The organism is Sphingobacterium sp. 18053 (assembly GCF_902706145.1).
Taxonomy (GTDB): Bacteria; Bacteroidota; Bacteroidia; order Sphingobacteriales; family Sphingobacteriaceae; genus Sphingobacterium; species Sphingobacterium paramultivorum.
Map to the genome: position 1 here is coordinate 13,847 of NZ_CACSJW010000010.1, position 26,619 is coordinate 40,465.

Annotated in this window: 26 protein-coding genes; 15 read left to right on the forward strand and 11 right to left on the reverse strand. The window is 39.1% G+C overall.

The window, feature by feature from the left end; all coding sequences use genetic code 11:
* Window positions 1–161 precede the first annotated feature (161 nt).
* Window positions 162–1,220 carry an aldose epimerase family protein gene (locus GVK91_RS22010; RefSeq protein ID WP_153848138.1) on the forward strand — a complete coding sequence of 353 codons (1,059 nt, stop codon included), beginning with the start codon at window positions 162–164 and terminating at the stop codon, window positions 1,218–1,220.
* Window positions 1,221–1,304: 84 nt separating this feature from the next.
* On the opposite strand, the gene argH is transcribed toward GVK91_RS22010, so the two are convergent.
* Window positions 1,305–2,636 carry an argininosuccinate lyase gene (gene argH / locus GVK91_RS22015; protein WP_153848139.1) on the reverse strand — a complete coding sequence of 444 codons (1,332 nt, stop codon included), beginning with the start codon at window positions 2,634–2,636 and terminating at the stop codon, window positions 1,305–1,307.
* A gap of 672 nt (window positions 2,637–3,308) precedes the next feature.
* Here argH and rbfA point away from each other — a divergent pair.
* Genes rbfA through GVK91_RS22035 form a run of 4 tightly spaced genes read left to right on the forward strand, consistent with a single transcriptional unit; the run spans window position 3,309 to window position 6,091 of the window.
* Window positions 3,309–3,680 carry a 30S ribosome-binding factor RbfA gene (gene rbfA, locus GVK91_RS22020; RefSeq protein ID WP_088160129.1) on the forward strand — a complete coding sequence of 124 codons (372 nt, stop codon included), beginning with the start codon at window positions 3,309–3,311 and terminating at the stop codon, window positions 3,678–3,680.
* Between the two features lie 29 nt (window positions 3,681–3,709).
* Window positions 3,710–4,357, forward strand: a complete 648-nt coding sequence (gene aat / locus GVK91_RS22025; protein ID WP_159731353.1) for a leucyl/phenylalanyl-tRNA--protein transferase — start codon at window positions 3,710–3,712, stop codon at window positions 4,355–4,357.
* Window positions 4,350–5,438, forward strand: coding sequence for an aminotransferase class V-fold PLP-dependent enzyme (locus tag GVK91_RS22030; RefSeq protein WP_159731355.1), 1,089 nt, complete (start codon window positions 4,350–4,352; stop codon window positions 5,436–5,438). The genes aat and GVK91_RS22030 overlap by 8 nt, the downstream gene beginning before the upstream one ends.
* A 2-nt stretch (window positions 5,439–5,440) precedes the next feature.
* On the forward strand, window positions 5,441–6,091 hold the full coding sequence (locus GVK91_RS22035) for a hypothetical protein (RefSeq protein WP_159731357.1): 651 nt from the start codon (window positions 5,441–5,443) through the stop codon (window positions 6,089–6,091).
* A 50-nt stretch (window positions 6,092–6,141) separates the two neighbouring features.
* On the opposite strand, the gene GVK91_RS22040 is transcribed toward GVK91_RS22035, so the two are convergent.
* Complete coding sequence (locus GVK91_RS22040) at window positions 6,142–6,540, reverse strand: hypothetical protein (protein ID WP_153848143.1); 399 nt, start codon at window positions 6,538–6,540, stop codon at window positions 6,142–6,144.
* Window positions 6,541–6,759: 219 nt separating this feature from the next.
* Between GVK91_RS22040 and GVK91_RS22045 the strand changes: the two genes are divergently transcribed.
* The 5 genes from GVK91_RS22045 to hemL all read left to right on the forward strand — a co-directional run bounded on the left by GVK91_RS22045 (window position 6,760) and on the right by hemL (window position 13,329).
* Window positions 6,760–7,599 carry a hypothetical protein gene (locus GVK91_RS22045; protein WP_153848144.1) on the forward strand — a complete coding sequence of 280 codons (840 nt, stop codon included), beginning with the start codon at window positions 6,760–6,762 and terminating at the stop codon, window positions 7,597–7,599.
* 219 nt (window positions 7,600–7,818) lie between these two features.
* Entirely contained in the window at window positions 7,819–9,060 is a 1,242-nt protein-coding gene (gene hemA, locus GVK91_RS22050; RefSeq protein WP_153848145.1) for a glutamyl-tRNA reductase, read from the forward strand.
* 294 nt (window positions 9,061–9,354) lie between these two features.
* On the forward strand, window positions 9,355–10,941 hold the full coding sequence (gene hemC / locus GVK91_RS22055; protein ID WP_159731359.1) for a hydroxymethylbilane synthase: 1,587 nt from the start codon (window positions 9,355–9,357) through the stop codon (window positions 10,939–10,941).
* 90 nt (window positions 10,942–11,031) lie between these two features.
* Entirely contained in the window at window positions 11,032–12,015 is a 984-nt protein-coding gene (gene hemB / locus GVK91_RS22060; RefSeq protein ID WP_120333168.1) for a porphobilinogen synthase, read from the forward strand.
* 3 nt (window positions 12,016–12,018) lie between these two features.
* Window positions 12,019–13,329 carry a glutamate-1-semialdehyde 2,1-aminomutase gene (gene hemL / locus GVK91_RS22065; RefSeq protein WP_159731362.1) on the forward strand — a complete coding sequence of 437 codons (1,311 nt, stop codon included), beginning with the start codon at window positions 12,019–12,021 and terminating at the stop codon, window positions 13,327–13,329.
* 91 nt (window positions 13,330–13,420) lie between these two features.
* On the opposite strand, the gene GVK91_RS22070 is transcribed toward hemL, so the two are convergent.
* Genes GVK91_RS22070 through GVK91_RS22085 form a run of 4 tightly spaced genes read right to left on the reverse strand, consistent with a single transcriptional unit; the run spans window position 13,421 to window position 15,746 of the window.
* Window positions 13,421–13,966: a DUF4252 domain-containing protein gene (locus GVK91_RS22070; protein ID WP_153848148.1), complete on the reverse strand. Its 546-nt coding sequence runs from the start codon at window positions 13,964–13,966 to the stop codon at window positions 13,421–13,423.
* A gap of 6 nt (window positions 13,967–13,972) precedes the next feature.
* Window positions 13,973–14,494, reverse strand: a complete 522-nt coding sequence (locus GVK91_RS22075) for a DUF4252 domain-containing protein (protein ID WP_120333165.1) — start codon at window positions 14,492–14,494, stop codon at window positions 13,973–13,975.
* Between the two features lie 6 nt (window positions 14,495–14,500).
* Complete coding sequence (locus tag GVK91_RS22080; RefSeq protein WP_153848149.1) at window positions 14,501–15,265, reverse strand: hypothetical protein; 765 nt, start codon at window positions 15,263–15,265, stop codon at window positions 14,501–14,503.
* Window positions 15,231–15,746 (reverse strand): RNA polymerase sigma factor, encoded by a 516-nt coding sequence (locus tag GVK91_RS22085; RefSeq protein WP_075990914.1) that lies wholly within the window; start codon window positions 15,744–15,746, stop codon window positions 15,231–15,233. The genes GVK91_RS22080 and GVK91_RS22085 overlap by 35 nt, the downstream gene beginning before the upstream one ends.
* A 274-nt stretch (window positions 15,747–16,020) precedes the next feature.
* Between GVK91_RS22085 and GVK91_RS22090 the strand changes: the two genes are divergently transcribed.
* Window positions 16,021–16,857, forward strand: coding sequence for a hypothetical protein (locus GVK91_RS22090; protein WP_153848150.1), 837 nt, complete (start codon window positions 16,021–16,023; stop codon window positions 16,855–16,857).
* Between the two features lie 105 nt (window positions 16,858–16,962).
* On the opposite strand, the gene GVK91_RS22095 is transcribed toward GVK91_RS22090, so the two are convergent.
* Complete coding sequence (locus tag GVK91_RS22095) at window positions 16,963–18,255, reverse strand: DUF3472 domain-containing protein (RefSeq protein WP_159731364.1); 1,293 nt, start codon at window positions 18,253–18,255, stop codon at window positions 16,963–16,965.
* A gap of 429 nt (window positions 18,256–18,684) precedes the next feature.
* On the opposite strand from GVK91_RS22095, the gene GVK91_RS22100 reads away from it, so the two are divergent.
* The 4 genes from GVK91_RS22100 to GVK91_RS22115 all read left to right on the forward strand — a co-directional run bounded on the left by GVK91_RS22100 (window position 18,685) and on the right by GVK91_RS22115 (window position 22,079).
* Complete coding sequence (locus GVK91_RS22100) at window positions 18,685–19,839, forward strand: sensor histidine kinase (RefSeq protein WP_153848152.1); 1,155 nt, start codon at window positions 18,685–18,687, stop codon at window positions 19,837–19,839.
* Window positions 19,840–19,900: 61 nt separating this feature from the next.
* Window positions 19,901–20,590: a LytTR family DNA-binding domain-containing protein gene (locus tag GVK91_RS22105; protein ID WP_153848153.1), complete on the forward strand. Its 690-nt coding sequence runs from the start codon at window positions 19,901–19,903 to the stop codon at window positions 20,588–20,590.
* A 75-nt stretch (window positions 20,591–20,665) separates the two neighbouring features.
* Window positions 20,666–21,388: an intradiol ring-cleavage dioxygenase gene (locus tag GVK91_RS22110; protein ID WP_075990909.1), complete on the forward strand. Its 723-nt coding sequence runs from the start codon at window positions 20,666–20,668 to the stop codon at window positions 21,386–21,388.
* Window positions 21,389–21,398: 10 nt separating this feature from the next.
* Window positions 21,399–22,079 (forward strand): hypothetical protein, encoded by a 681-nt coding sequence (locus GVK91_RS22115; RefSeq protein ID WP_159731366.1) that lies wholly within the window; start codon window positions 21,399–21,401, stop codon window positions 22,077–22,079.
* A gap of 129 nt (window positions 22,080–22,208) precedes the next feature.
* Here the strand turns inward: GVK91_RS22115 and GVK91_RS22120 are convergent, their stop codons facing one another.
* The 4 genes from GVK91_RS22120 to GVK91_RS22135 form a co-directional block, all read right to left on the reverse strand.
* Window positions 22,209–22,706: a DUF1648 domain-containing protein gene (locus GVK91_RS22120; protein ID WP_159731368.1), complete on the reverse strand. Its 498-nt coding sequence runs from the start codon at window positions 22,704–22,706 to the stop codon at window positions 22,209–22,211.
* Between the two features lie 289 nt (window positions 22,707–22,995).
* Entirely contained in the window at window positions 22,996–24,009 is a 1,014-nt protein-coding gene (argC, locus tag GVK91_RS22125; RefSeq protein WP_159731370.1) for an N-acetyl-gamma-glutamyl-phosphate reductase, read from the reverse strand.
* Between the two features lie 105 nt (window positions 24,010–24,114).
* Window positions 24,115–25,299 carry an argininosuccinate synthase gene (gene argG / locus GVK91_RS22130; RefSeq protein ID WP_159731372.1) on the reverse strand — a complete coding sequence of 395 codons (1,185 nt, stop codon included), beginning with the start codon at window positions 25,297–25,299 and terminating at the stop codon, window positions 24,115–24,117.
* Between the two features lie 161 nt (window positions 25,300–25,460).
* Window positions 25,461–26,177: a GNAT family N-acetyltransferase gene (locus tag GVK91_RS22135; protein WP_070561978.1), complete on the reverse strand. Its 717-nt coding sequence runs from the start codon at window positions 26,175–26,177 to the stop codon at window positions 25,461–25,463.
* Between the last annotated feature and the right edge of the window lie 442 nt (window positions 26,178–26,619).

Here is a 26,619-nt window from a genome sequence, read left to right on the forward strand (position 1 = left end):
CTATATTTTACTCCTGTTATTCACCTATCAAGGAGTCATTTTTGCAACAGTATCTATGATTGTATTTCAAAATGACAAATTTTACAAACAGCTGTTATCAAAGTCATTTTTATACTGGTTATATTCTGTATCTTTAACCTAAATACCAATAGGGATCCATCATGACGAAATATCAAACACTTATTCCAAAATATTTTGAAGGTACAATCGAAGGCAAAAACACGCATTTGCTCTTATTAAAAAACGAAGGAGGCATGCAAGTCCTCTTAACGGATTACGGTGCTCGTATTGTCAGTATTTTGGTACCTGATAACAAGGGAAATTTAGTGGATGTAGCACTGGGCTTCGATTCAATTCAGGCCTATCTCGATTCTGATGAGAAATACCATGGATGCACAGCGGGGCGTTTTGCCAATCGCATTGCTGATGGCAAATTTGAGCTCAACGGAAAACACTATACGCTTCCGCAAAATAACGGAAATAATTGTCTTCATGGTGGCATTTCGGGCTTTCATGATAAGGTTTGGGACAGAAGGGTAACTTACCAATCGCACGTCGAATTTTATTATGTTTCCCCAGATGGTGAAGAGGGCTTTCCAGGAAACTTAAAAGTTATGGTTTCTTATACCCTGACCAGAAATAACGAGATCATTATCAAATATCATGCGCAATCGGATGCCGATACGCACGTCAACTTGACCAATCATACGTACTTCAATCTGGATGGGGAAGGCAGTGGCGACGTATTGCAGCAGATCCTTCAGATCAACTCAGATGAGGTCTTATTTGTAGACGACAACCAGATACCAAATGCAATAGTACCTGTGGAAGGCACCGCCTTCGACTTCCGCATACCCAAACCTATTGTCCAAGATATTACGGCAAATAACGAACAATTGATCGCTGCCAAAGGCTATGACCATTGTTATGTCAACAACCTGCCTATTTCGCAGCCTTGTGCAACAGTCTATTCAAAAAACACAGGCATTCAGCTGGATGTATTTACAACGGAGCCGGGTGTACAGCTCTATACAGCAAACTGGATGACGGGAAATGATTTTGGCAAAAGAGGTTATAAATATCTACCTTATGCCGGATTCTGTCTGGAAACACAGCATTTTCCGGATACACCCAATCAAGCAGAATTTCCTTCAACCCTGTTAAAAGCGGGCGAATCGTTCGACTCCGAGACACATTTTAAGTTCTCTATAAAAAAATAAGAAAAGAAAACGGCCGATAAGCACTTGCTTACCGGCCGTTTTATGTTGATGTGCTGTTTCCTTTGTAGGGTCACAGCACATTTTTTATTTTAAAAGATCATCCAATGCTGATTCGACTTTTTCAAAACCAAAAGTGGCTTTGACCTCTCCGAACATACGTTGAATCTGATCATTGCATAGATTTCCAATGCTTCCTTCGTGGGTATGGTTTACCTCTTTTGATGGCTTGAAACGCCCTTCATCAATATCAATGCCGATAGTCCTGTAGGCCTCCCGGAAAGGAACCCCTTTCAGGACCTCATTGTTCACGACTTCAACAGAGAACAAGTAATCGTATTTTGGATCGTCCAGGATATTTTCTTTAACGGAAATGTTTTCCAACATGAAAGTTGCTATTTCAAGACATTCATTGAGCGATTTAAAAGCCGGGAATAAATTTTCCTTTAACAATTGAAGATCTCTATGGTAACCAGATGGCAGGTTGGTAGTCATCAACGCAATTTCATTTGGCAATGCCTGTATCTTGTTACAGCGTGAACGGATCAACTCAAAGACATCTGGATTCTTTTTATGCGGCATGATGCTCGATCCCGTAGTTAAATGTGCTGGAAAGGAGATAAAGCCAAAATTTTGATTAATATACAGACATACGTCCATTGCAAATTTAGCCAATGTCGCCGCGATGGAACTCATGCCCTGTGCCAAGATACGTTCGGTCTTACCTCTCCCCATCTGTGCATAAACCACATTGTAATTTAGGTCTTCAAATCCCAGCAATTGCGTCGTCATCGTTCTATTTAATGGAAAAGATGATCCATAGCCTGCAGCAGATCCTAAAGGATTCTTATTACAAACCTTCCAGGCTGCACGCATCATCTCCAGATCATCAACAAGGCTTTCTGCGTAAGCACCAAACCATAATCCAAACGATGAAGGCATCGCAATCTGCAAGTGCGTGTATCCCGGAATCAGAATATGCTTATATCGCTCGCTGAGCTGGATCAATTCATTAAAAAGAGCTTCTGTATTCTGGATGATATGCTGAATCTCTGAGCGGAAGTATAATTTTAGATCGACCAAAACCTGGTCATTACGGGATCTGCCGGAGTGAATTTTCTTACCAGACTCTCCAATACGCTGTGTAAGCAGCATTTCGACCTGTGAATGCACATCTTCTACCGAGTCCTCAATACGAAAGTCACCGGCTAAAATTTCTTTATAGATATTTTTCAGTTCTTTTTGTACAAGCACTAGATCCTCATCGGTCATCAGATTTATGCTATTCAACATGCGTGTATGGGCCAATGAACCCAAAACATCCGCGGCAGCAAGTTGCAGGTCCATTACGCGGTCATTGCCCACCGTAAACGATTCTACAAAAGAATCGACATCTATATTTTTTTGCCAGATTTTCATTCGTATAATTTCTTTTTGATCCTGTTATTATCAAAAGCCTTTTGTCGGTTTAGCGTTGATTGAAGCTCCTGATAATTCTATCACATACAATTTTTACAAAAATACCAATTGCAAATGGTTATATCAATGCAAAGATTGCATACATTTTGCTCGGACAATTAGATGAAAAACAAAAAACCTAGTGAAAAAAAAGGGCCGTTACAAAAAAAATTAGATGTTAAAAGTTTGTTAAATCGCGATAAACACACATTATAAGTAACCACTCACTTTATTTTTAAAAGTTATTTTGTCAGTTTTTTAAGTATTCCTATGTTTGTAGTGTAAGGGAGATGAAAAAATAGAAGATGGTAAGGTTAGTAAATACTTACCGCTTTAAATACACCGAAATTTCAAACCAAATATGATAGACCCCAAAGTCTTAAAACTTGAAAGAAATTACCTAACCAATTGTGAATCGAAATTTAAAGGCACGTCAAACCAAGATGTGCCTTTTTTCTTGTGCTGCTTATTTTAGTGTTTTCAAAGCTGTAATCCATTCGCTACCAATCGATGGTTTATTGTATATTTTTTGTCAAGTAAGCGGCAAGAGGTCGAACCAAATTTCTCTTTTAATTGAAATTTTGGCTATTTTTGTTTGACATAATTGAGAATATTCAACATAAAACGTATACGATGGGAACAGAAAGCAAGAGACAGCAACGTTTTGCTGGGGTGATTCAACAGGATTTAGCAGCATTATTTCAACGCGAAGGTAATTCATGGGCTCCTGGAGCATTTATTACGGTTACACGGGTTCGTGTTACGCCGGATTTAGCAATTGCCCGCGTTTACGTGAGCTTTTTAAACACAAAAACGGCACAGGAGGATATTAAGGCCATTCGTTCCAAAACATCTGAAATACGCTACAAATTGGGTGCAAAAATTAAGAACCAGGTAAAGATTGTTCCTCAATTGGAGTTCTTCCTCGATGATACCAACGAATATGTTGAACACATGGATAAACTATTTGAAGAAATAGGCAAAGAACCGCGTCAACCAGAATAATGCCATCTATCGCAGCATGTTAAATAACCATGGTATTTGAACTGGATACTAAAAGGCTGGAGTTTCCACACCCAAGCTATGCAGAAGAAGATGGTTTACTCGCCGTAGGTGGAGATCTTTCGGTAGATCGTTTGCTACTGGCCTATAGTAACGGAATTTTCCCGTGGTTCAGTGCTGATAGCCCAATACTTTGGTATGCCCCAAACCCCCGATTTGTGATCGATCCGTCCAAGATAAAGATCAGCAAGAGCATGACGAATGTTCTCCGGAAAAAAACATTTTCCTTATCGATAGACCGCAGCTTTAAAGAAGTCATTCAGCTTTGCGCGACTATGAATAGAAAAGATCAGACTGGAACCTGGATAACACAGGACATGATCGAAGCATACAGTAAACTTGCTGAGCTAGGTTATGCACATTCGGTGGAAGTTTGGCAAGATAGTATACTGGTTGGGGGGCTTTATGGTGTGTTAATCAATGGTGTCTTTTGTGGCGAAAGCATGTTTTCAAAAGTCGCCAACGCTTCGAAAGCGGCCCTGATTTATCTCGCCCAAGAAATTGAACTTCGGTTAATTGATTGCCAATTTCACACGGATCATTTGGAAAGCATGGGCGGAGAATACCTCTCCTTGACAGATTATTTAGCAATACTAACAAAAGACCAAAGACATGAGTAGTCCCTATCGTAAACATTTTGACATCGCTTCAGCGGTAACTTACCTCACCACACCAGGATCCGGCTTACTTTCACGTGAAACAAAGGCTTGGCGTGCAAAAAGAGACCAAGATTTCTTTGACTCGAACACCACCTTACGCGAACAGCAAGGCGCAACTTTAGATGCCTGTCGGGATACGCTCGGCAAATTTTTCAATTGCCCTTCCCAAAATGTCTTCTTATCAAGTTGTTTTTCCTTTGCCTTCAATGCGCTATTGGCAGGTTTACCAAAACAAGCTAAGGTTTTATTACTGAATAATGATTATCCTTCCGTTAATTTTCCGACGATATTAAGTGGTTTTGAACACCAATTTGTCACGATGGACGAACAACTGGAAACGAACTTATTGGACACAATAGCAACATTCAAACCAGATGTCCTTATCCTTTCTATTGTTCAATATATTTCGGGGTTAAAAATAGATCTATCCTTCATACAGGAATTAAAGCATCAGCATCCCGAGTTGTTGATTGTAGGCGACGGCACCCAATATTTAGGGACGGATCTTTTTGATTTCGCACTTTCGGGCTTTGACGCCGTATTATCAAGTGGATACAAATGGCTTATGGCAGGCTTTGGTAATGGTTTTGTTCTCCTAAGCGAAAGACTCAAAACGATGCTTTATGCGGATATCCAAAAAAATTACAGCTTCCTCAACAATCAATGGATGAATAAATCTGTGGTACAACTCTGTTTTGAACCAGGGCATTTGGACACCCTGTCCCACGGAACGCTACAGCAGTCTCTTCTTCAATTGGAGGAATGGGGATTTGCCGAAACAGTGGCCTATACCCAAAAATTGATCGAAGATGTCCGCGCTGAACTTGCCGACAGAAAACTGTTATTGGACAGCATCATCAATAGACGTCCGCAGAGCAATATTTTCAATATTCAGATCAACCCCGACTATTATAAAACTCTCCTGGATGAGGGTATAAAATGCTTTCCCCGAGGTTCGGGCATCCGTGTCGGATTTCATTTGTACAATGATCACTCGGATCTTGAAAAGCTACTATATATTATTGACACAAAAGTAAAGTAAACATGAAATTTAGAATAGGCGACTTAGTACGGTTTGTCGATGAACCCATTGAAGGGCATATCACATCCATGCAGCCCAACGATATTGTAGGCGTTACAGACGACACTGGTTTTGAGATTCCGGTGCCAATGGATAAAATCACCCTTGTCTTCGGTAATATGCGTCGCGCAGATGATGAACTTGACCAGCATGCGACACCACTGACACCACATCGATTTATCGAAAAAGGAATACTTTTGGCAATCTCGGGAGATCACAAAGATGGACTTGCCAAATTACATATCATCAATGAAACCAGCTTTGAGCTCCTGGTATCCGTATCTGAAGCGACAGCGAATAAAGTGAAAGGTATTTTCAGTAATAAGATACCGCCGCACGACTCTATGCAGTTTTATACAGGCAACTTTGCAAATGTTGGGAAATGGCCTACCTTCCGTTTTCAGATCATACGGCATAGCGGCAGTTTGCAGGAACTGACCTCACCAATCAACAGGGAACAACGTGTACGTCCTGTAGATCTTACTAATCCAAAAGTCCTTAACGAAATTTTGGATGAAAAAATATGGTCCTACGAACTGGATAAGATTGAAGAGGATTTAGGACTGGACAAGCTGAAAAGTCATTTCGTACCGCATCGTCCAAATAAAAAATAAGCTAGATGAAATTCATCTAGCTTATTTTTTATTTGGCAAACGGCTTTATTTTATTCAGCTGTTGCAGAAACCTTCTTGGTACTCAACAATAACAGTAAGATTCCAATCAAATAGACAATCCAGCCCCAGCGCATGTGTAATGATTTAGAAAGCAATTTATCGGCAAATCCCCAACCGAAATAATTATTGATTTTAAACCAGACAGCTGTTATACTCAACAGGTACCAACAGGCGGCTAATCGAGTCATCCATTGATAAGCTCGAACTGCACGAACAAAAAATAAAAGGGCCGTCACCCCCAGAATAAGTAATGTAATAAAGAATAAATAGGCATCTACCTGATATAAATTCCAATTTCCTTTAATAGGCACTTTTAAGAACGGTGTCATGCTGGACAAAAAAGAAATGACTAGTCCAACGATGGCAAAGTATTTTTTGATAATAATCATGATTCAAATTCCTTTAAAACTGCTACGAATATAAGTTGAATATTGACACATATATAACTTGTATTTCACTTTTTGAAAAATTATTCTATTTTTAAGCGCAATTAACGCTTAGAACAAATAAAAAACAAGGCTAATCAAAAGACCATCAATCATTTATAGCTTTTTTTACTTGTTTAAAAGAGATGAGTATAATTTTTAGCATTAAGCCGAATAATAAACATGAAAAGAGAAGTTGAAGAAATCGCTGCGGAACAACCTGCACAGCCAAATAAAAAGAAAAGAGTATATATCATTATTGGAGTCGTCCTATTGGTTATCCTAGCGGGTGGCGGATATTACAATTATAGCCAGCGACAAGCTTTAGACGGCTTGCAGGTAGATAGCGCTGCTACGGCTGCCGTCGGATTTGACAATGCCGATCCCAAAGACCTGGAAGATGCTGATGGATGGAGTTCATTAGAGGACTATCAACATTGGAATAATGCAATCTTCACTCTTCCGGAATACGACAACATCCCATTACGCTATAGAAGGGGGATTACAAAGATATTTATGGGTAATAACTACCTAGAACCTGTAGATGATAAACCTATATACAAGTTTACTCGGATAAAAGATCGGGCTAAATCTGTTTTCTGCTATGGGAACTTTACCGATCGCAACGATTCTGACAGTTGGAATAAAGAAATGGCTTTCCTAGTAGAAAAGAACGACTACCAGAGCAGTGCCATCTGGATTATATCGGCAAAAGGCGATATTTTATTCTGGAAGGAATATTCAAGCGAACTGCCACTCATCAACAGCTTCAAAAAGGGACAGAAAATTTTTATGGATGAGATGAAGTTAGTGCCCGCTCCTGCCGATGGAATTATTGTCAAGAATAAAAACTCCAAGTACGCATTGATTTACAATAAAAGCAGCAAGACCTTCGACAGCTATTACCAATATAGCGATAGTGAAATTCAAGAAGCTACTACTTCTGAAGAGGAGCCTTATGTGGAAGAATTGGAAGATGTCACCATCGACTCTGCAAGAACAAATACGGGTACTAAAGAGTAGTTTATCGTATTTTATAGCTTAAAATTTTCGTCACGACAGATCGTGACGAAAATCATTTAGCACCGAATAACAACATAATCAACTATAATACAATAGTTTAAATAAAAAAAACAGCTATTTAAAATCTTTCTAAATTAATCCCTTTGACAGATTTTTGACACAAGCACAAAGCTTTTAAGCTACATTTGTACCGTTAAATATAAGCGAGGGATTAGAGCTTTGAAAAATCTTAAAGTATTAGCGTTTACTCATAAACATGTCGAACTAAAAGATCTAGGTAATCTAGTGATCTGCAATGAGGATTTAGAAAGTCGTCTCATCAATCTAAAGCATAGCCTAGACATTCCGGAGATCTTTTATATTGGTACTTGTAACCGAGTAGAGTTTGTATTTTATGGTGCTCACGAATTGACCCATGAATTCATTGCTGATTTTATGGGAAAATTGAACTTCTGTGTACCTCAGGAAAGACTACAATGTTATTTAGGACAGGTCAACAAATACGAGGGTATGGATGCTTTAAATCACCTGCTTCGGATGTCATGTTCACTTGAAAGTCTTGTTGTTGGTGAAAAAGAAATTTTGGCACAGGTACGTCGCGCATATGATCGTTGTAGAGAAGCCGGTTTTACTGGAGATTTTCTACGTCTGATGATGGATCGTCTCGTAAAAACAGCTAAAGAAGTATACACCTATACTAAAATTTCCAGAAACCCAATTTCCGTTGTCTCTCTTGCCTACCGCAAATTGCGCGAACTAAAACTGGTTGAAAACCCTAGAATCATCATCATCGGTTCTGGAGAAACCAATCAGAATTTAGCGAAATATTTCCAAAAGAACCAAAAAGCGAAGTTCGTTATTTTCAACCGCACACTGGAGAATGCAAAGGCCCTAGCTGAAGAATTAAATGCTGAAGCTTACCCCTTGGCTGATATTGATCAGTACAAAGAAGGTTTTGATATTCTGATTACTTGTACAGGTGCGCCTACCTCCATTATTGACAACACACTTTATCAATCGTTATTAAACGGAGAGACTGATAAGAAAATTATCATTGACTTAGCCGTTCCGAATGATGTTGATGCTGAAGTTCTCCAAAATAATCTGATTCATTATATCGAAGTAAGCAGCTTACAAGCTATTGCGGAGAAAAACATCCAAGAGCGTTATAATGAATTGGAGAGTGCCGAAAAGATTATCCAGGACAATATCCAAGAATTTTTACCTTTAATCAAACAGCGACGTGTAGAAGTTGCTATGCGTGAGGTTCCTGAAAAAATTAAAGAAATTAAATCATTCGCTCTAAATGAGGTTTTTGCCCAAGAGGTTCAAGCCCTAACTCCCGAAGCGAGAGAAGTTTTGGAAAAAGTCATCAACTATATGGAAAAGAAATATATCAAGGTTCCAATGGTTATGGCGAAAGAAATTTTGGTTAAAACTCCAGAAACGGAAAAAAACTAAAAAACGATCCCTAGTTCTTGAATGGATTCTGCTCCCCTCCTACGGAGCTATCCTTTGACTGTTTCCTTTAAATTTCGGTTTATCAATTATTTCCTGACATATAATGACAGTAACGTGTCAACATATTCCTTTCATTTATTTATTTTTGCTTTGATAAATGGTATTAAACACATTTTTCCGAAATTGTTCATTTTCCGGGGCTCAATTGAATTAAAACACATTCTGTGCTAGTTGAATACGTAGCTACCGGTGGAACATCTTTGTGATTGTTTTAATAGGTAAAGTAAAATTAACGTGAATAGAAAACTAATTATTGGTACCCGGGGAAGCGTTCTTGCCATGTGGCAGGCAAATTTTGTAAAAGATCGATTGGCAGAAATCGGAATTGAAGCAGAATTAAAAGTCATTAAAACACAGGGTGATATCATTCAACACCTTCGTTTGGATAAATTAGAAGGCAAAGGATTTTTCACTAAAGAGCTTGAAGAGGAACTTTTAAGTGGCACCATTGATTTAGCTGTACACTCACACAAAGATTTACCTACGGTCAACCCTCCAGGATTGATCATTGCAGCGGTTTCTGAGCGCGAAGATCCAGCTGAATTATTGATTATCCACAAAGATTGTGTGGATATCAAAAAACGTCTTTCATTAAAGCACAATGCGACTGTTGGAACATCATCTAACCGTAGAAAAGCGCAGATCTCGGCACTACGTCCTGATCTAGAATTTGACGATCTCCGTGGTAATTTGCAGACAAGAATCCAGAAACTACGTGATGAGCAATATGATGCCATAGTACTTGCAAAGGCAGGTATTAGCCGTATTGAAATGGATATTACAGATTTTCATGTCGAGGAGATTCCTCCCGTTGAAATTATCCCGGCACCAGCGCAAGGGGTACTTGCTATTCAGATCCGTGAAGTTGACAAGGAACTTTTTGACGCTTTACAGCCCTTGAACAATGAAGAAGTAGCACAAACAATCTCCGTAGAACGTTTGGTATTAAATAAATTTGACGCAGGATGTCATGCGCCACTTGGCTGTTATTGCCGCAAAAGCGGTGATGAATATGAAGCTTGGGCCTCTATTGCTGAAACAAGTGAAGATTTCCCTGACCGTGTTTACCTTAGAGATACCGATGCGACACGTTTAGCGGAGCGCATTTTCAATAAGTATGCAAAGGATAGAAAGCTGCCACAATCTGTATTTATCTCCCGAGAGGTAGACGAAAATTCCTATTTCGCAAGAGCAATGGCCAAACACAATATTACTATTGAGGGCCGCTCTTTGATCAAAATATTCCCTATTATCAATAAATTGGATCCTTTTATCCTAAAACACGTTGATTGGATTATATTTTCAAGCAAAAATGGTATTGAGCACTTTTTCAATTTAGAGCCTCGTTTGAGCAAAAAGACCAAGATAGGTGTCATTGGCCGCGGCTCGGAAGAGATTTTGCGTAAATATGACCGCGTTGCTGATTTCTCTGGCGACAGTGAGGGTATCAATATGGATGAAATTGCGAAGAAATTTGCTGAATTGGCCAATGGTGGTACCGTCCTTATTCCACGTGCGAAAGAATCTTTGGAAACGATCCAAAAAGCATTAAGCCCGGAGACGAAAATCATCAATATACCGGTATACGAAACTGTCTTAGAAGAAAATGTAGATCCATCCAATGCGGAGGTATTGGTCTTTACCAGTCCAAGCAATGTGGAAGCTTATTTTGCGGATAATTTATTGGAACCGGGCCAGAAAGTAATTTGTATTGGCCGCTCTACCGGTGCAAAGTTTGATGAGATGAATGTCCCTTATACACTTCCTTATTCTCCAGATGAGATCGGTCTTTCCGAAGCCGTTTTTGGATTGGAGTATTAGAATCGTATAAAGTAGTTTGTATTTCAACGTCGGTAAATGATTCCATTGACGTTGAAATAAACAACATAGATCATAAATAATCTTAATATAATGTTACAACGTCCGAGAAGAAATCGTAAATCTGCCGTGATTCGCGACATGATTCAAGAGACACGTTTAGACGCGTCAAATTTGATTTTCCCACTTTTTATCGTCGATGGGCAAAATCAAAAAACTGAGGTTAAATCGATGCCTGGCATCTATCGCTATTCAATAGACAATCTATTGAAAGAAGTGGAAAGTTGCCTAAAGTTGGGCTTACGCTCATTTGATCTTTTCCCTAACATTGAAGAGTCCTTAAAAGACAAGTATGCTACAGAAAGCTACCGTGATGGAAGTTTATACTTACGTGCGATTGCAGCCGTAAAGAAAAATTTTCCGGAAGCTTGTATCGTAACGGATGTTGCTATGGACCCTTACAGCAGTGATGGGCACGATGGAATTGTCGAAAACGGTGAGATCCTAAACGATGAGACATTAGACGTATTGGGCAAGATGGCTTTGGCACATGCGCAATCAGGTGCAGATATCATTGCTCCATCAGATATGATGGATGGCCGCATCGGTTACATCCGTGAGCTATTGGACCATAATGGTTTTACAAACGTTTCTTTGATGTCCTATACAGCAAAATATGCTTCGGCCTATTATGGTCCTTTTAGAGATGCCTTAGGCTCGGCGCCCAAGCATGGTGATAAAAAGACCTACCAGATGAATCCTGCCAATGCAAAAGAGGCGCTTATCGAAGCACAGCTCGATGCACAAGAAGGAGCAGATTTTCTGATGGTAAAACCAGGACTTCCCTACTTAGATATCGTTAAACTTCTTGCAGACAACTTCGATCTGCCAATTGCGGTGTATAATGTCAGCGGAGAATATGCGATGTTAAAGGCGGCTATTCAAAACGGCTGGTTGGACGAACGTGTCATTCTAGAAACGTTATTGAGCTTCAGACGTGCTGGCGCTACAGCAATCTTATCCTACCACTCCAAAGAAGTATTGGAGAAAGGTTTTATTTCGCATTCAACTATTTAGACTATGCAAGCACCTGATATTTCAAGAGCAAAATCTGCTGAGCTATTTGAAAAAGCAAAACAATATTTCCCTGGAGGTGTAAACTCACCTGTTAGGGCCTTCAAATCCGTATATGGTACCCCATTATTTATTGAGCGTGGCGATAAGGCACATCTTTGGGATGCGGACGGGAATGAATTCATCGATTTTTGTTGTTCATGGGGTCCCCTAATTTTAGGGCACAATAATGATCAAGTTCGTGAAGCTGTAGCGGCACAACTCGGGAAAGGCTTAAGTTTTGGCGCTCCTACTGCGTTGGAGAACCAACTAGCTGAGTTGATTATCGAAAACAATCGATTTATTGAGAAAATTCGCTTTGTCAGTTCTGGCACCGAGGCTGTAATGTCTGCTATCCGTTTGGCTAGAGGCTATACGAAACGTGATAAGATCATCAAATTTGATGGCTGTTATCATGGCCACTCCGATTCTCTTTTGGTGAAAGCTGGTTCTGGCCTGGTAACCTTTGGTGAGACATCTTCGGCCGGTGTACCTAAAGCATTTGCAGACGAAACCATTGTTATTGAATTAAACGATAAGCAAGCTTTAGAAACTGCCTTTGCAGAGTTTAAAGATCAGATTGCGGCAGTTATCATTGAGGGTATACCTGCAAACAATGGCTTATTGTTGCAATCTAAGGAGTATGTTCACTTCTTACGTAATATCACCAAAGAACATGGTGCAATGTTGATTATGGATGAAGTGATCACAGGATTCCGTATTGGTTTTGAAGGTGCTTCAGCTTACTATGATGTACAACCTGATATTATTACCTACGGTAAAATTATTGGTGGCGGAATGCCTGTCGGTGCTTATGGAGCCTCAAAAGAATTGATGGCCTGTATATCTCCTGATGGTGCAGTTTACCAAGCAGGAACTTTATCCGGAAATCCAGTTGCTATGGCTGCCGGCATTGCTGCATTGGGTATCTTGGCTCAAAAGGATTTCTACACAAATTTAAATGCCAAAACAGAGGCTTTCGTCAATGATATGCGTACTTATATTGCCGAGAAAGGATATAAAGTTCAACTTTTCCATGTTGCTTCTATTTTTTGGTTTGCATTTACAGAACAGCAAGAAATTAAAAAAGCGAGTGAAATCGATCCTAAATCGATGGAATCTTATAAAATTATGCACCGCGAGTTGTTAAATCGTGGCGTTTATTTTGGCCCTTCAGGCTATGAAGTAGGTTTTGTTTCTGATGCACATACAGCAGCGGATCTTGACCAGGCAAAAAAACATATTTTTGATGCGTTGGACATTGTCTTTAGCGCATAAAAATCAAACTACTATAAAAAAGCCCTCCAGTAATATACTGGAGGGCTTTTTTATAGGTTAGCGGAAGTTTCGGTTTGAATCAACATACTTATTAAAGTTTGTTTGCCAACTTCTTATCTTTCGATTTCATCTTATTTAATCCGGCGATAAGTTCATCCAACGAAAACTTACCTTTGATATCCATAAATACACTTTCATCTTCATCATCATGAACCAGTAAAGAAACCCGCTGAATGACATTATTCTTATCAATACGAGCATTTAGCGAAATTTCCTGACCATCGGTGTTAATAACCAGAAGTTCCTCAAATTTATTTTTCTTTAAAAACTTATGGTAATCGTCCAAAATACGCGCGTTCTTTGTTTTATCATTATTTGACAGTGTCAGCATTCTGAACTTCTTCAATTTCTTTACAATTTCGGCCATTGCACGCGCATCTTCATCGTTATCATCCTTTAAGGCTTTTTTCATAAAGGGTTTTGTTAACCACATCGGTAAATTAATAGCAACAATCTCAGCATCGTCAGATACATTGGACCGGCTGACGAAGTCCATATTAGGCGCTTTTTTTATCATGCATGACTGCATGGAGAAAAGAACGCCAACTAGGCACAACAAGGTTAGTAATCTTTTCATAATTTTCTACTTTTTGTTGTTATCTCCTTTGTTCTTATTTACCTTATTGTTCCCTTCGTTGACCAAGCTAGTCACATCTTTCAACGGTATAGCCCCGTCGAGGATCATAAATAGATTTTGCCCATCTCCATTGATTGTAAGTAACAGATTGTTTAGGATATCGGCATTTGCGGACATATTTTCTACCATGAATCGGATATCTTGCCCATCACTGTTGAGTGACATAAGCTCTTCATATTTTAAATTAGACACCGCCCCCCGAATAATACCTGTTAAAGCTTTATCTTCTCCATCCTCAACAATCAGCATCCGCAACGATTTAACATTCTTAAGCAGTGGTGTAATTGTCTGCATATCCTCATCGTCTATTTTCAAATTACCCAATAGTTTGAACATCGGCGCCCCAATCTTGAGTGTCGTTACGCCTTTCTTTCCTTGATATTGTTCAAAAAGTTTATCCAATTTTGAAATTTGTGCATTTGCCATACTTGCTACAAGTAGAAGGCAAGCTATTAAAAAACCTTTCATTTTATTTTAGTTAATCGTTATTGACATTTGTTTTATATTCATTGCTTTATCTACACCATTTTCCAGATTATTTGCCAGTAAGCCCAAAGATTTTAGGGTCAGTTCAACAGCTTCCTGTTCGTTCGCGACAGGCTTCCCATTCAAAACAACATAATCTGCCCGGTAGGACTCTTCTGTTGTCAATTCCGAACTTTCAGTCACGACTTCTTTCTTCACTATCCAATCTTTGGCCTGTTTTTTTACTTTTGGACGTTTAAAAGTTTCTGCTGTTCGCATCGCCTTTCCACTGTCCTCCGCACTTACCTCATCATTAAGTTTGGGAAATGTTATTTCTATATTTTGATCGTCAAGCAGCTTCTTATCGGCAGGCTTCGACTCACTCATTTCTTTTTTGGCGAGCTCAGGTCCTTGTATTGCTGATTCCTGATTTAGGAATAGTGCAATTCCAATAGCCATTACCAACATGGCTGCTGCTGCATATTTTATCCAGCTATTATTCCACCACACAATACGTTTCTTATCATCATTGATCTCACTTTGGAAGTCCTCAAAGGACCAGTCCATTGTCTTATTTTTTTCCTGATTCAATGATTGAAAAAAAGCATTATCCGAGTTTTTCAATGCTCTTTCTTCCTCTAATGACGACTGACCATTAAAGTACTTCTCTTCCAATTCTTTTAATTTCTTATCTTTCATCACTGTATATCTTATATTCAAAGAAGATGAAACAATCGGTTTATTTTTTACCTGAATAAATCCGCGTGGTTTCATAATCGAATAATTTTGTCAATTGTTCTTTTACCTTCTGTCTTGCACGCATCAGATTAACTCTGACTGCTGACTCCCCCATCTCCAATACTTCACCGATTTCATCGATATCATAATCCTCAACATCGCGCAGATGCATAACAAGCCGTTGTTTTTCGGGAAGAGAATTGATCATCTCCAGAATAATTTCTTTCGTATTCCCAACGGTATGTTCTGTCATCGCAACAACCTGATGCTGTTCAACAAAATCCGCTCGGACCTTATCTCTTTTTAAACGATTGAGTGCTTCATTTTTCACACTCTGCATGCAGAAGGCTTCCATATTTTTGTATTGAAGCAACTGATCTTTTAATTGCCACAACCGCATCATCACATTTTGTACCGCATCAAAAGCCTCGTCATCATCAATCAAGATCCGTTTCGCAAAGCGAAATAGCTTATCCTTATGGATGAAAACGGTATTTTTAAATTGCTCTTGATTCATGTTATCGTCAATATTGAGACTTACTCTATTTTAATTTTTAATCGGCTTATGCTCCATCTCAATATCACCCGTGCCTTTTATATAATCAAGACATTTCAGCAGATCGATTTATTACATCTAATATGACTATTTTTTTAAAAATATTTAATTCACTGTGTATTAAACTTCAATGAGTAGCCCAAACGGCCTATTTTTAACCTTATTACAAACAAAATAGGAACATAGACTGTTACTTAAGATGCTGAATGATTAAAAAATTAAACAAAAAAAAATTATGAAGTATTACAGAATTACAGGTATTACTGCTGCAGTAGCGCTCCTAGTAGGCGCTATTGGGTGTAACAACTCATCTACGAAAAGTGCAGGTGGAGCTGACTCAAGCAGCAGTATCGACACAAATACTGCACAAAAAATGGACTCAATCACCGTCAGTCCTATTGCAGACTCGAAAGAATTTCCTGGAGCTGATCTGCAGATCGCCTCGATCACTGCAGAAAAGGTAGGAACAGACTCCGCAAAAGTAACTGTAAAATATGCGATTAAGAATTTCAAATTGACTGAGATGACCGATGATGCCCATGCTGCCCATATGGCAAATTCGCATGATGGACAACATATTCATTTTATTTTAGACAATAAACCTTACACGGCTCTTTACAAGCCCGAGAACTCTGTAACAGTACCGTTAAATTCGGAACATTACCTGCTCTCATTTTTATCAAGATCCTATCATGAATCCATAAAAACCACTGAAGCTTCTAAATTGGTAAAATTTAAGATTGATGCAACGGGTAAATTAACAACAGATGCAACACCAAAGGAACCATCACTTTTCTATTCGCGACCTAAAGGTGAGTATAAAGGAGATGAAACAAAAAATCTACTGTTAGATTTTTACGTAGTCAATACCAAACTTGCTCCAGACGGCAACAAAGTAGTGGCAGATATCAATGGCCAGACATTTACATTGGACAAATGGGGCCCATATGAGATAAAAGGCCTGCCAATGGGCAACAATAAAGTAAAATTGACCCTAGTGGATAAGGATGGTAATGCTGTTACCGGAGATAATGTTTCGGTAGAACGTGATATCAAACTGTCTGAAAAATAAATTGAGGGCTGTACTAAACATAAAAGAGTCGCATTAAAATGCGACTCTTTTATGTTTAGTACAAACTTTGAGCGACAAAAAGACATTGTCTTTATTCCTTTTTGATTAAGGCAGTTTGTCAAAATCAATTTTCGGTGCATTATTTTTATTCCGGAATTCAAACTTACTTCCTGGCTTAACAACGTCATTAAAGAAACCGCCATTTCTAAGGAAGTATCCGTTTTTGGTAATGCCGCCGATTACATCAATGCGTTGATTTGCACGATAGGTATTATCGACACTGAAAGAAGCCTCCTGTACAGCTTTCCATTGTCCATCATAGACCCATTGATTGCCAAACTCAACCTTTCTACCCAGGTAGCCTTGATTAGGACTAAAGTTCTCCAAGAAACTATGGAATCGTTTCAGGTAGGTATTTGTCTGTGGACGTTTGAAGCTTGCGATCACATTCCATGCATTCTCTTCGGGTACAAAAAACCAAGCCGTATAATCAGTATTCCCTTTTCCATCCGGCACGCCTTTCAAGAGAAACTTATAGGTTACCCCTGCTTTCCAAAAGTACTTACGGTAACTCTGTCCGCCTGACCCTTCATTTCCAAACTCACCCGAATGCACATCCTTTCCTTTTTTTAGTAGATGGATTTTTTGCTCATCTGGAATACTTTTCGGATCATCTGTGTGGAATGGACTCCATACGGAAAATAAGATACGCCGCTCGGTTTCTGAATTAACCTGTATACCAAAGTAGCCTTCGCCAAAACCATTCGCCATAAAATAGGAACCAACTTTATCTTCACCTTGAGGGACGGTTACTTCGTTATAATAGTAACTAACGTTACCCTCCGTAGGAACAGTATAATTTAGATGACAAGAAGGGCCTCTTCTGGACCAATAGTAATACTCAGGATCATTGGAAAATAGAAGACCTCCCGAAGCCGCTTCGCCGCTCACAAGCAATTCGGTTACATTGGCAAAATTGCTTCCCGATTTACTTAAGCCTTTTAAATTAACCTGAACGTAACCGGGCGATTTTACATCAATGGACAGAGGCGCTGTTTCTGACAGCTCAGTACTTTCCACATTCACGATCGCCTTTTTTCCTAAAGCGTCTACTGCTATTTTGGATTTTCCAGCATCGTTTTTTGCCTTCAGTTTCAAAGTCAATTTCCCCGCCTTTTGAGCCCTAAAATAAACCGATACCACTTCCTGATCGCTTGACCATTTTACAAGGCCATTACGACCGGAAATTTCCGCTTCACCAGCTTGTCCTGCGGTAATGAAAGCATTCCCAGCAAGTGGTACGGCATAAGTCTTCCCTACTGTCTGCGCTATACTGCTTATCGAAAGACAGGATAAAGCTCCCATAAAGAGATACTGGATAAAGTGTTTTCTTTTCATACTTTATTTTTTTTATCAATTTATATATCAAACCTAGGCTAGTTATACTACCTGTGGTTATTAATGCTTGCCATGAATTCGAGATGCTGCTATACTCGAATACTTCACGAAACCAAACTCCTTTAGCTCTGCTGAAACTCAATTTATCAGCTATCTTTCTGTTGCACTTTACTATTGAATAAAGATGGTATCGGTTTGTGAAACTGGATTATTTGATGAAGATAAGGCTTAGATTTACAGAAAAAGAAAGGAAATGTATATCAATCGATTGTGTAAAAAAACAGCAATAATTGACCACCATTCCTTTCCATTTAAATGAACTATTATAAAATGAGATGTATATTTAAACATTTTAAAAATACGGTCTAATCTTTTTGCGTATTTTTAGGATCAGAGTCGCCATTAATAAAAGCTAAAATAGCAAGCTCCATGGACAAATCTGCTGATAGCACATCAAAACGTATCTTAGGACAAAAACAAATCTCCATATTGATCCATGGACTCGCCTGGCTTATTTTCTTATCCTTTCCAGTACTATTTTTTAACAACGGTCAATTGGAAATTAAGGAAATACTTTTTGCACCAGCATTTTGGATTTTTACAGGCTGTTTTTTAATCCTATTCTATGTCAATGCTTACCTGCTAATTCCTTATGCGATAAGAAAACGAAAATTTATCAGTTACGGAATCTCCATTATTTTGACAGGCTTGTTACTAGCCTGTTATCTTCAGCCCTTCGATCGCTTGATGCATATTGGAAGTCAGCAATTACCTACCCCTGGAGAAAGAGAATTTTCGCCTAGGCATCACCCTGATTTTCCACCGCCGCCATCTGCTAGGCATTTCCCAGACCGAGGTCCGGGGCAGACCCCGGGACAACGGCCACAACCCATCGATATTGCTTCCGTGTATATTTTCCTGTTAACCATTAGCCTTGCCGCGCTCTATAGAATCGTAACCTACTGGATGGAAACTCAGCAAAAGATGCAATTGGTCGAACAAGACCGGATGAAGGCCGAACTTTCCTTCTTAAAAGCCCAGGTCCACCCCCACTTTTTGTTCAACACCTTAAATAATATTTATGCATTAGCATTGACCAACGATGATGCCGTCGCGAGTAGTATTCATCGTCTTTCGCAATTAATGCGTTATTATATGGATGAACGGCATAGTGATACGATTGACATCAAGATCGAAATTCAGGCTATACAAGATTTTATCAATCTCCAAAAACTACGCACTGGCCCAAATTGTTCGATCAGTGAACACTATGCGGGGCTCGAACACTCCAAAACGATACACGCATTTGTGCTGCTTCCGTTTGTTGAAAATGCGTTCAAATATGGATTAAGCACCATAGAGCCCTGCCAATTAAGTTTTGAGGTCATTCTAACGCCAACATCCTGTGTATTAAATGTAAAGAATAGCATAGCTACACAGTCAACCGAACAACACCGCACAGGAACAGGTCTCAAAAATGTCAAACGTCTATTGGAACATTTTTATGTCGACAGACATTGCCTGACTATCCAGCAGCAAGATCACTCATTTTTTGTTCAGCTTATCCTTTACATTTCTCCATAAATTGTTTTTATATTAGACTATACGATTATATATACAAAAGCAATTTATCTTAATTTAATCGATGTTAACTTGCATAGCTCTTGACGATGAACCCCTGGCTCTTCGTATTATTTCGACGTTCACAGCAAAGCATCCTGCTATACAGCTTGCTGCAACCTTCTGTAACCCCCATGATGCGAAGCTGTATCTCGCCAATAACAGTGTTGATTTGATTTTTTTGGATATTGATATGCTCGAGATCAATGGTATTGATTTTGCAAAGAACTTAAATCCAAGACCTTTATTGATTTTCACCACAGCACATAAGGAGTATGCGATAGATGGATTTGAACTTGATTCAGTAGACTATCTTCTCAAACCATTTGACTTCGTTCGTTTTGAACGGGCCATTGATAAAGCGATGACACGTTCAGCTACACAGAGCCATCGCCCCTTTTTAATCGTGAGTGTAGAATATCAACGAATCAAGATCTATCTTGACGAAATTGAGTGCTTGGAAAGCATGCAAGATTATATCAAAATACACCTTATACACGGAAAAACAATATTGACTCTATCGACAATGAAAGCCATGCTCGAGCGTTTGCCAAAAAATCAGTTTATCCGTATCCACCGCAGCTTTGTTATCGCAGTCAAACACATCATTACATTTTCACAGCGTAAAGTACAATTACCCAACTTCACATTGAAAGTCGGCGATGGTTACTATAATGAGGTTATCCAATGTCTACGTGATTCGTCGATGCAATAAGCCTCTTTATCGTTACTTAACATTATTTTACATCTCCGTCTATTACCTTGCTTCCATAAATAAAAAAGAAGAGATATGGAACGCAAAAATTTTATAAAAACCCTATCATTGCTCGCATTTTCAGGACCAATGGTCTGGGCAGCTTGCAAGAAAGACGATACCACATCAATTACGGACGAGGGCACTGACGTAAATGTCGATTCAAGCTGCAGTGTGACACCTTCGGAAACCGAAGGGCCTTTTCCGACAAAAACACCTTCAAGTTATGTCCGATCAGATATACGCAAAGGTGATGGTATTGGGGCGAATATGCTCGGTTTAATTACCATTGTTAATACAAACAATAGCTGTGCGGCACTAGAAGGAGCTTTAGTGGATATTTGGCATTGTGATGTGGAAGGTAACTATTCCCAATATGGCGGAACACAGATGCAATCCAGCAACTACCAGTCTGTCAATTGGTACCGCGGTAGACAAGTCACGAATGCCAATGGACTTGTTTCCTTCCAAACCATCTTTCCGGGCTGGTATCAAGGTCGAGCAACACATATTCACGTTCATGTATATGATGCTACAGGTAAATCGCTATTAGTGACGCAAATCGCCTTTCAAGATAGTCTGTGTCTTGAAGTCAATAACACAGGTTCTTCTTATGGTTACAAAAAAGGTGTTTCAGGATATACCTATAATGCCAATGACAACGTATTCAGCGATGGTGTTACCAAAGAAATGTCTACGGTCACAGGATCCTTATCTGAAGGTTTCCAAATGAAAATGACGATTCATGTTAATGCTTAACAGCCTGATCATGCAGGATATTAGAATCTATATCGCGGAACAGCGGGGGGAAACATCTATCGGAACACATTTAGTCAGGAGCACACTCAATTATGGCTCTTTTGCTGCTCCTCACCGGGAGGCTATTGGCCGGTTGCAACAGGTCAATAGCTGGCAAGTCGCGCCTCAAGGGATTTTGGAACTCCCGCCCAGTCAGGATACAGTCTCATTTTTGATTCCTTTGGTTGGGGATCTACTCGTGACGATGGATGGCCAAACCTATACCGTTCCTGTCGGAACAATCTTTGTACACAATTTTGAAAATAATACGGCAATTCACATAAAGGCATCAACCGAAGTTGGGGAGCCTGCGATCTTTCAGGAATTTGTGCTTAATTCGACAATAAACAATCCTACACTACCTCATATTGTGAATCTTCCACTTTCATCTTCGTTTGAGAAAAACAAGATGTATCCTGTAGGCACCGACTTAGCTACTGATTTTCAGTTCTACTTCGGTGCATTTGCCGGAAAACATGATTTTGAATTACAGATTGGCCAAGACCACAAAAACGCATTTGCGTTAGATGGTAATTTTGAAGTTGAAGAACGCATTCTTTATCCATCTGATGGTCTTTATCTACCATATTCAAACAATTTAGACATCGAATGCTTATCGGCAACTGGCCTTCTGGTTGTTTTGTGTTTCTAACATTAATATCTATCATCGAAGTTCAACATGTCAATTCGCTCAGATTCACTAAGCTTTCGGCGCTCTAATGGCATTATATCCCTTATGGAGTGAACACGATATATAGAAAATTTAGATAAATAAGGAAATTTAAGCCGTCTTGACCGATTTTATGAGAAAGTAGATGACAGGTACAAAAACCGATAACAATACGAAGGGCAGAAACCAAGTTCCCAATCCCTCTGAAGTTGCTGCGACATTGGGAATAGATTTAAAAGCGATTATCCCAAAAATAACGACCACAATAAACTTTAAATATCGTATCAAACGACTCGCAGAAGTATATTGTTGCAATGCATTTTCTTCAGTAATCTTGACAGGATAGTTGAATAGATGTGGAAACCTGTTGATGATGGTCATTGCTACGTATAAAACAGTGGTAATGAAAGGTATCATCAATAGGACTGACTTTGGACCAAATTTGTCAACCTTTCCTTCTGCATTATAATGTACGGGAACAATTTCAGGTAATTTGCTATAATGAACAGTTACCGCATACCATAACAATAGCACTACACACCAGCCCATAAATTCTAACACTTTATCAGCAGCCGTTAGTCTAAGTTTAATTCTTGGCCTATTGTTCATAATCGAATCAGCTCTTGTTTATTTGCTCAGCATGGACTTCCTATCCCTAAGTTAAGGAACTTAAGCAGTCAATGCAAAATGATGATCCGTTTTTTTATAGACGACATGTCATTGTTTATTACCGGATGATGTATGTTTGGGAAGGCCGATTCATAAAAAAAGTGCAGGGTCTACCCTTCACTTTTCCACACGATGTTAATAAAATGTTGAAAACCTCGTTTCGACCTAAAAGCAATTCCTAAAGTTATTCACAACTTGTTGGTATTGATGTTTAATACCCCAAAAGAGTTTAAAAACCAACGCTCTTCAAATTCAGCCCTGTACGTTCATCTAAGCCAAACATTAAATTCATATTTTGTACTGCTTGACCCGATGCACCTTTCAGCAAATTATCTGTTGCATTTAAAATAAGGAGCTTATTTCCGTGTTTTTCGAGATGGATTATACTTTTATTTGTATTAACGACCTGTTTGAGGTCAATATTTTTAAGGCTGACATGTGTAAAAGGATGAGCGGCATAATAGCTCTCATACAATGTGTAGGCCTGCTCTTCAGATAAATCGGTGTCTACATAAATTGCCGAGAAAATTCCGCGGGCAAAATCTCCACGTTGTGGAACAAAATTAATTTTCGCTGCAGCACGTTCCAACAATGATCCTTCTGACACCGGCAAAAATCCCACTTGCAGCTGATCCAAGGACTCTGAAATTTCCTGCAAATGCTGGTGTTCAAAAGATTTGTAAGCAGAAAGGTTATTGTTACGCCAGGAGAAATGCGTTGTTGCCCCCGGCTTTTGTCCTGCCCCTGTTGATCCAGTCGTCGCATTGACATGGATTTGGTCTGGCAACAAGCCTTTACTCGCCAATGGTAATAAAGCCAGTTGGATATTTGTTGCAAAGCATCCTGGATTAGCAATATACTGAGCTGTTTTGATTGCTTCTCTGTTTAGTTCTGGAAGCCCGTACACAAATTGTTGTCCTTGATAAGCCGTATTCGCACGAAGACGATAATCTTGTGAAAGATCAATAATCTTCACGGATGCATCGATCGGATTTGCATCTAAAAATTTCCGTGCATCACCATGACCAACACATAAAAACAATACATCAACAGCTGAGTAAAAGTCCGAAGAGAAGGTCAATTCAGTATCACCAAATAAATCATTGTGAACTTCATATAACTTATTTCCTGCATTGGAAGCGCTATTAGCAAATACGATTTCCACCTCCGGATGATAAATCAATACACGTAATAATTCACCACCGGTATATCCTGCCGAACCAATAATTCCTACTCTTATCATTTTTTTGAATTTAGTATTTAGGTATACGTTATCACTTATAGGGAAATGTATCTTTTCTTACCCAGTTCGTCATGGTAAGAAAAAATACATTACGCCAAACAAGGTTTATTTTTTATTCACTTTGTGCCAAATGATGGTTTGATTTCCAAAAATTTTGGAGAAACCTTTCACATCGTCACCTGTATAACCTTTATTCATTTCACCATAGCTACCGAATTTGTTGGACATCAAATCGTGTTCAGACTCGACACCAATGACGACAAAACGGTATGGGTGAAGCTCAACAATCACTCGGCCCGTCACTGTTTCTTGTGAAGATTGCAAGAATGCTTCGATATCACGCATAACGGGATCGTGCATTTGGCCTTCGTGCATATAATTTCCGTAGAAAGCAGCGATTTGATCTTTCCAGGACAATTGCCATTTAGTTAAGGTATGTTTTTCTAAGGCATGATGTGCCTTGATTAAAATTACAGACGCAGCGGCTTCAAAACCCACACGGCCTTTAATACCAATGATTGTATCACCAACGTGGATATCACGGCCAATACCGTATGGTTGAGCTATTGCCTGTAATTCTTGAATCACTTTAACGGAAGCCATTTTATCACCATTTAATGCAATAGGCTCTCCCTTCTCAAAATCGATTGTAATTTGTTGTGGCTCTGAAGAAGTCACTGGAGTTGGCCATGCCGATTCAGGCAAATATTGGTTGGATGTCAATGTTTCCGCTCCACCAACAGAAGTACCCCAAAGACCTTTATTGATGGAGTATTTTGCTTTTTCAGCAGAATACTCTACACCATGCTTATTCAAATACTCAATTTCGGCTTCACGCGACAATTGTAAATCACGGATTGGTGTGATTATTTCCACGCCTGGAATCAGGGTTTGGAAAATCATATCGAAACGTACTTGGTCGTTTCCTGCACCTGTAGATCCATGCGCAACACATTCAGCTCCAATTTTCTTTGCGTAGTTTGCAATTGCGGTTGCTTGGCATACACGCTCAGCAGATACTGACAATGGATAAGTCGCATTTTTTAACACATTGCCAAAAATCAAAAATTTAATAGTTTCGCGGTAATAGTCTGCCGTTTCGTCTATAGCTGTATGTGATTTCACACCTAAAGCATAAGCACGTTCTTCAATATTTTTTAATTCTTCATCCGAAAAACCACCTGTATTTACAACTACGGAATGAACTTCTAAACCTAAATCTTGTGTAAGATAGATACAACAGAATGAAGTATCTAATCCGCCACTAAATGCTAAAACTACTTTTTTCATTAGAATGTTATTTTATGAGTGTTTGTTTTCAACGGCTGATTTAAGCTCGTTTCACTCGGTTTTTTATTATTATGTTGAGAGAACCTTGAACTGATCTTGTTGCTATGAACACATCCAGTTACCTGTTACATCTATTTTCAATATAATCGCTCAGCCTTAGCTTAATATCCTTTTGCGACTTTGTTATGCTTCGGAAAATTGACAGCAATAAATTTATTGGCCGATTTCCAAAACTTCGCCTGTATACGCTTTAGCAGAGACTGTTTTTGTGTAATTCTTTCCAAACGTTCTTTCGCTTCATGCTTGCGCTGGATCTTCTCCCGCAATTCACGTTCCTTCTCTTCGGGATCCCAAAGCATGGCGGTACACATACAGTTTTTACGGTCTTTACTCATCAGGATCTCATAATTCACGCAGCTTTGACAGCCTTTCCAGAATTCATCATCGGAAGTCAATTCGGAATACGGAACCGGTTCATAGCCTAGTTCTGAATTGATTTTCATCACGGCGAATCCGGTTGTCAAACCAAAGATCTTCGCTTTAGGGTATTTCTCACGTGAAAGCTCAAAGACTCTTTTTTTGATTGCTTTTGCCAAACCCACTTTTCTGAATTCGGGATTGACAATCAAACCTGAGTTAGCGACATAATCACCATGCCCCCAAGTTTCTATATAACAAAAGCCTGCCCATCGGCCATCTCTATGTAAAGCAATCACTGCTTTACCTTCATTCATCTTGTTGGCAACGTACTCTGGTTTACGACGTGCAATACCAGTACCACGAGCCTTTGCAGACTCGAACATTTCGTCGCAAATAACCTCTGCATAATGTGCATGCTCAGGTTTAGCTGGGATAATTAAAAAATCTGATATAGTCATTGACTTACGACCCTAATAATAAAACAACAACTACTGTCGTGTTTTGTTACTAAATAAATTAAAATAATGGATTCAAAACCATCGGACAATCATGGTCTTGCTTGGAAAGATTCACTACCTCAAATCAAGCCCGAGGTAGTATAGGTCGTCGGAGGCGTAAAACAGGTATTTCTACAAAAATGAAAGCACAAAAGACCTTCTTCATAAACTTCTCAAAAGTTTGAATATAAGAATAATCGTTCTTTTTGTTCTGCTTCATTTTTTTATGCTCTGTCAATTGTTTCTGACGATGCAAATGTATAAAAATATTTTTTTCTTTTCCACAATATTCTCATTGATTTTTTGCAAAAATTAAAAATTTACAATCCACCGTCAAAACCTTCCTGTAAGCTTCATTTTCAAGCAATTAATCCACAACAAGCCGGTAATAGACCGCTCACAT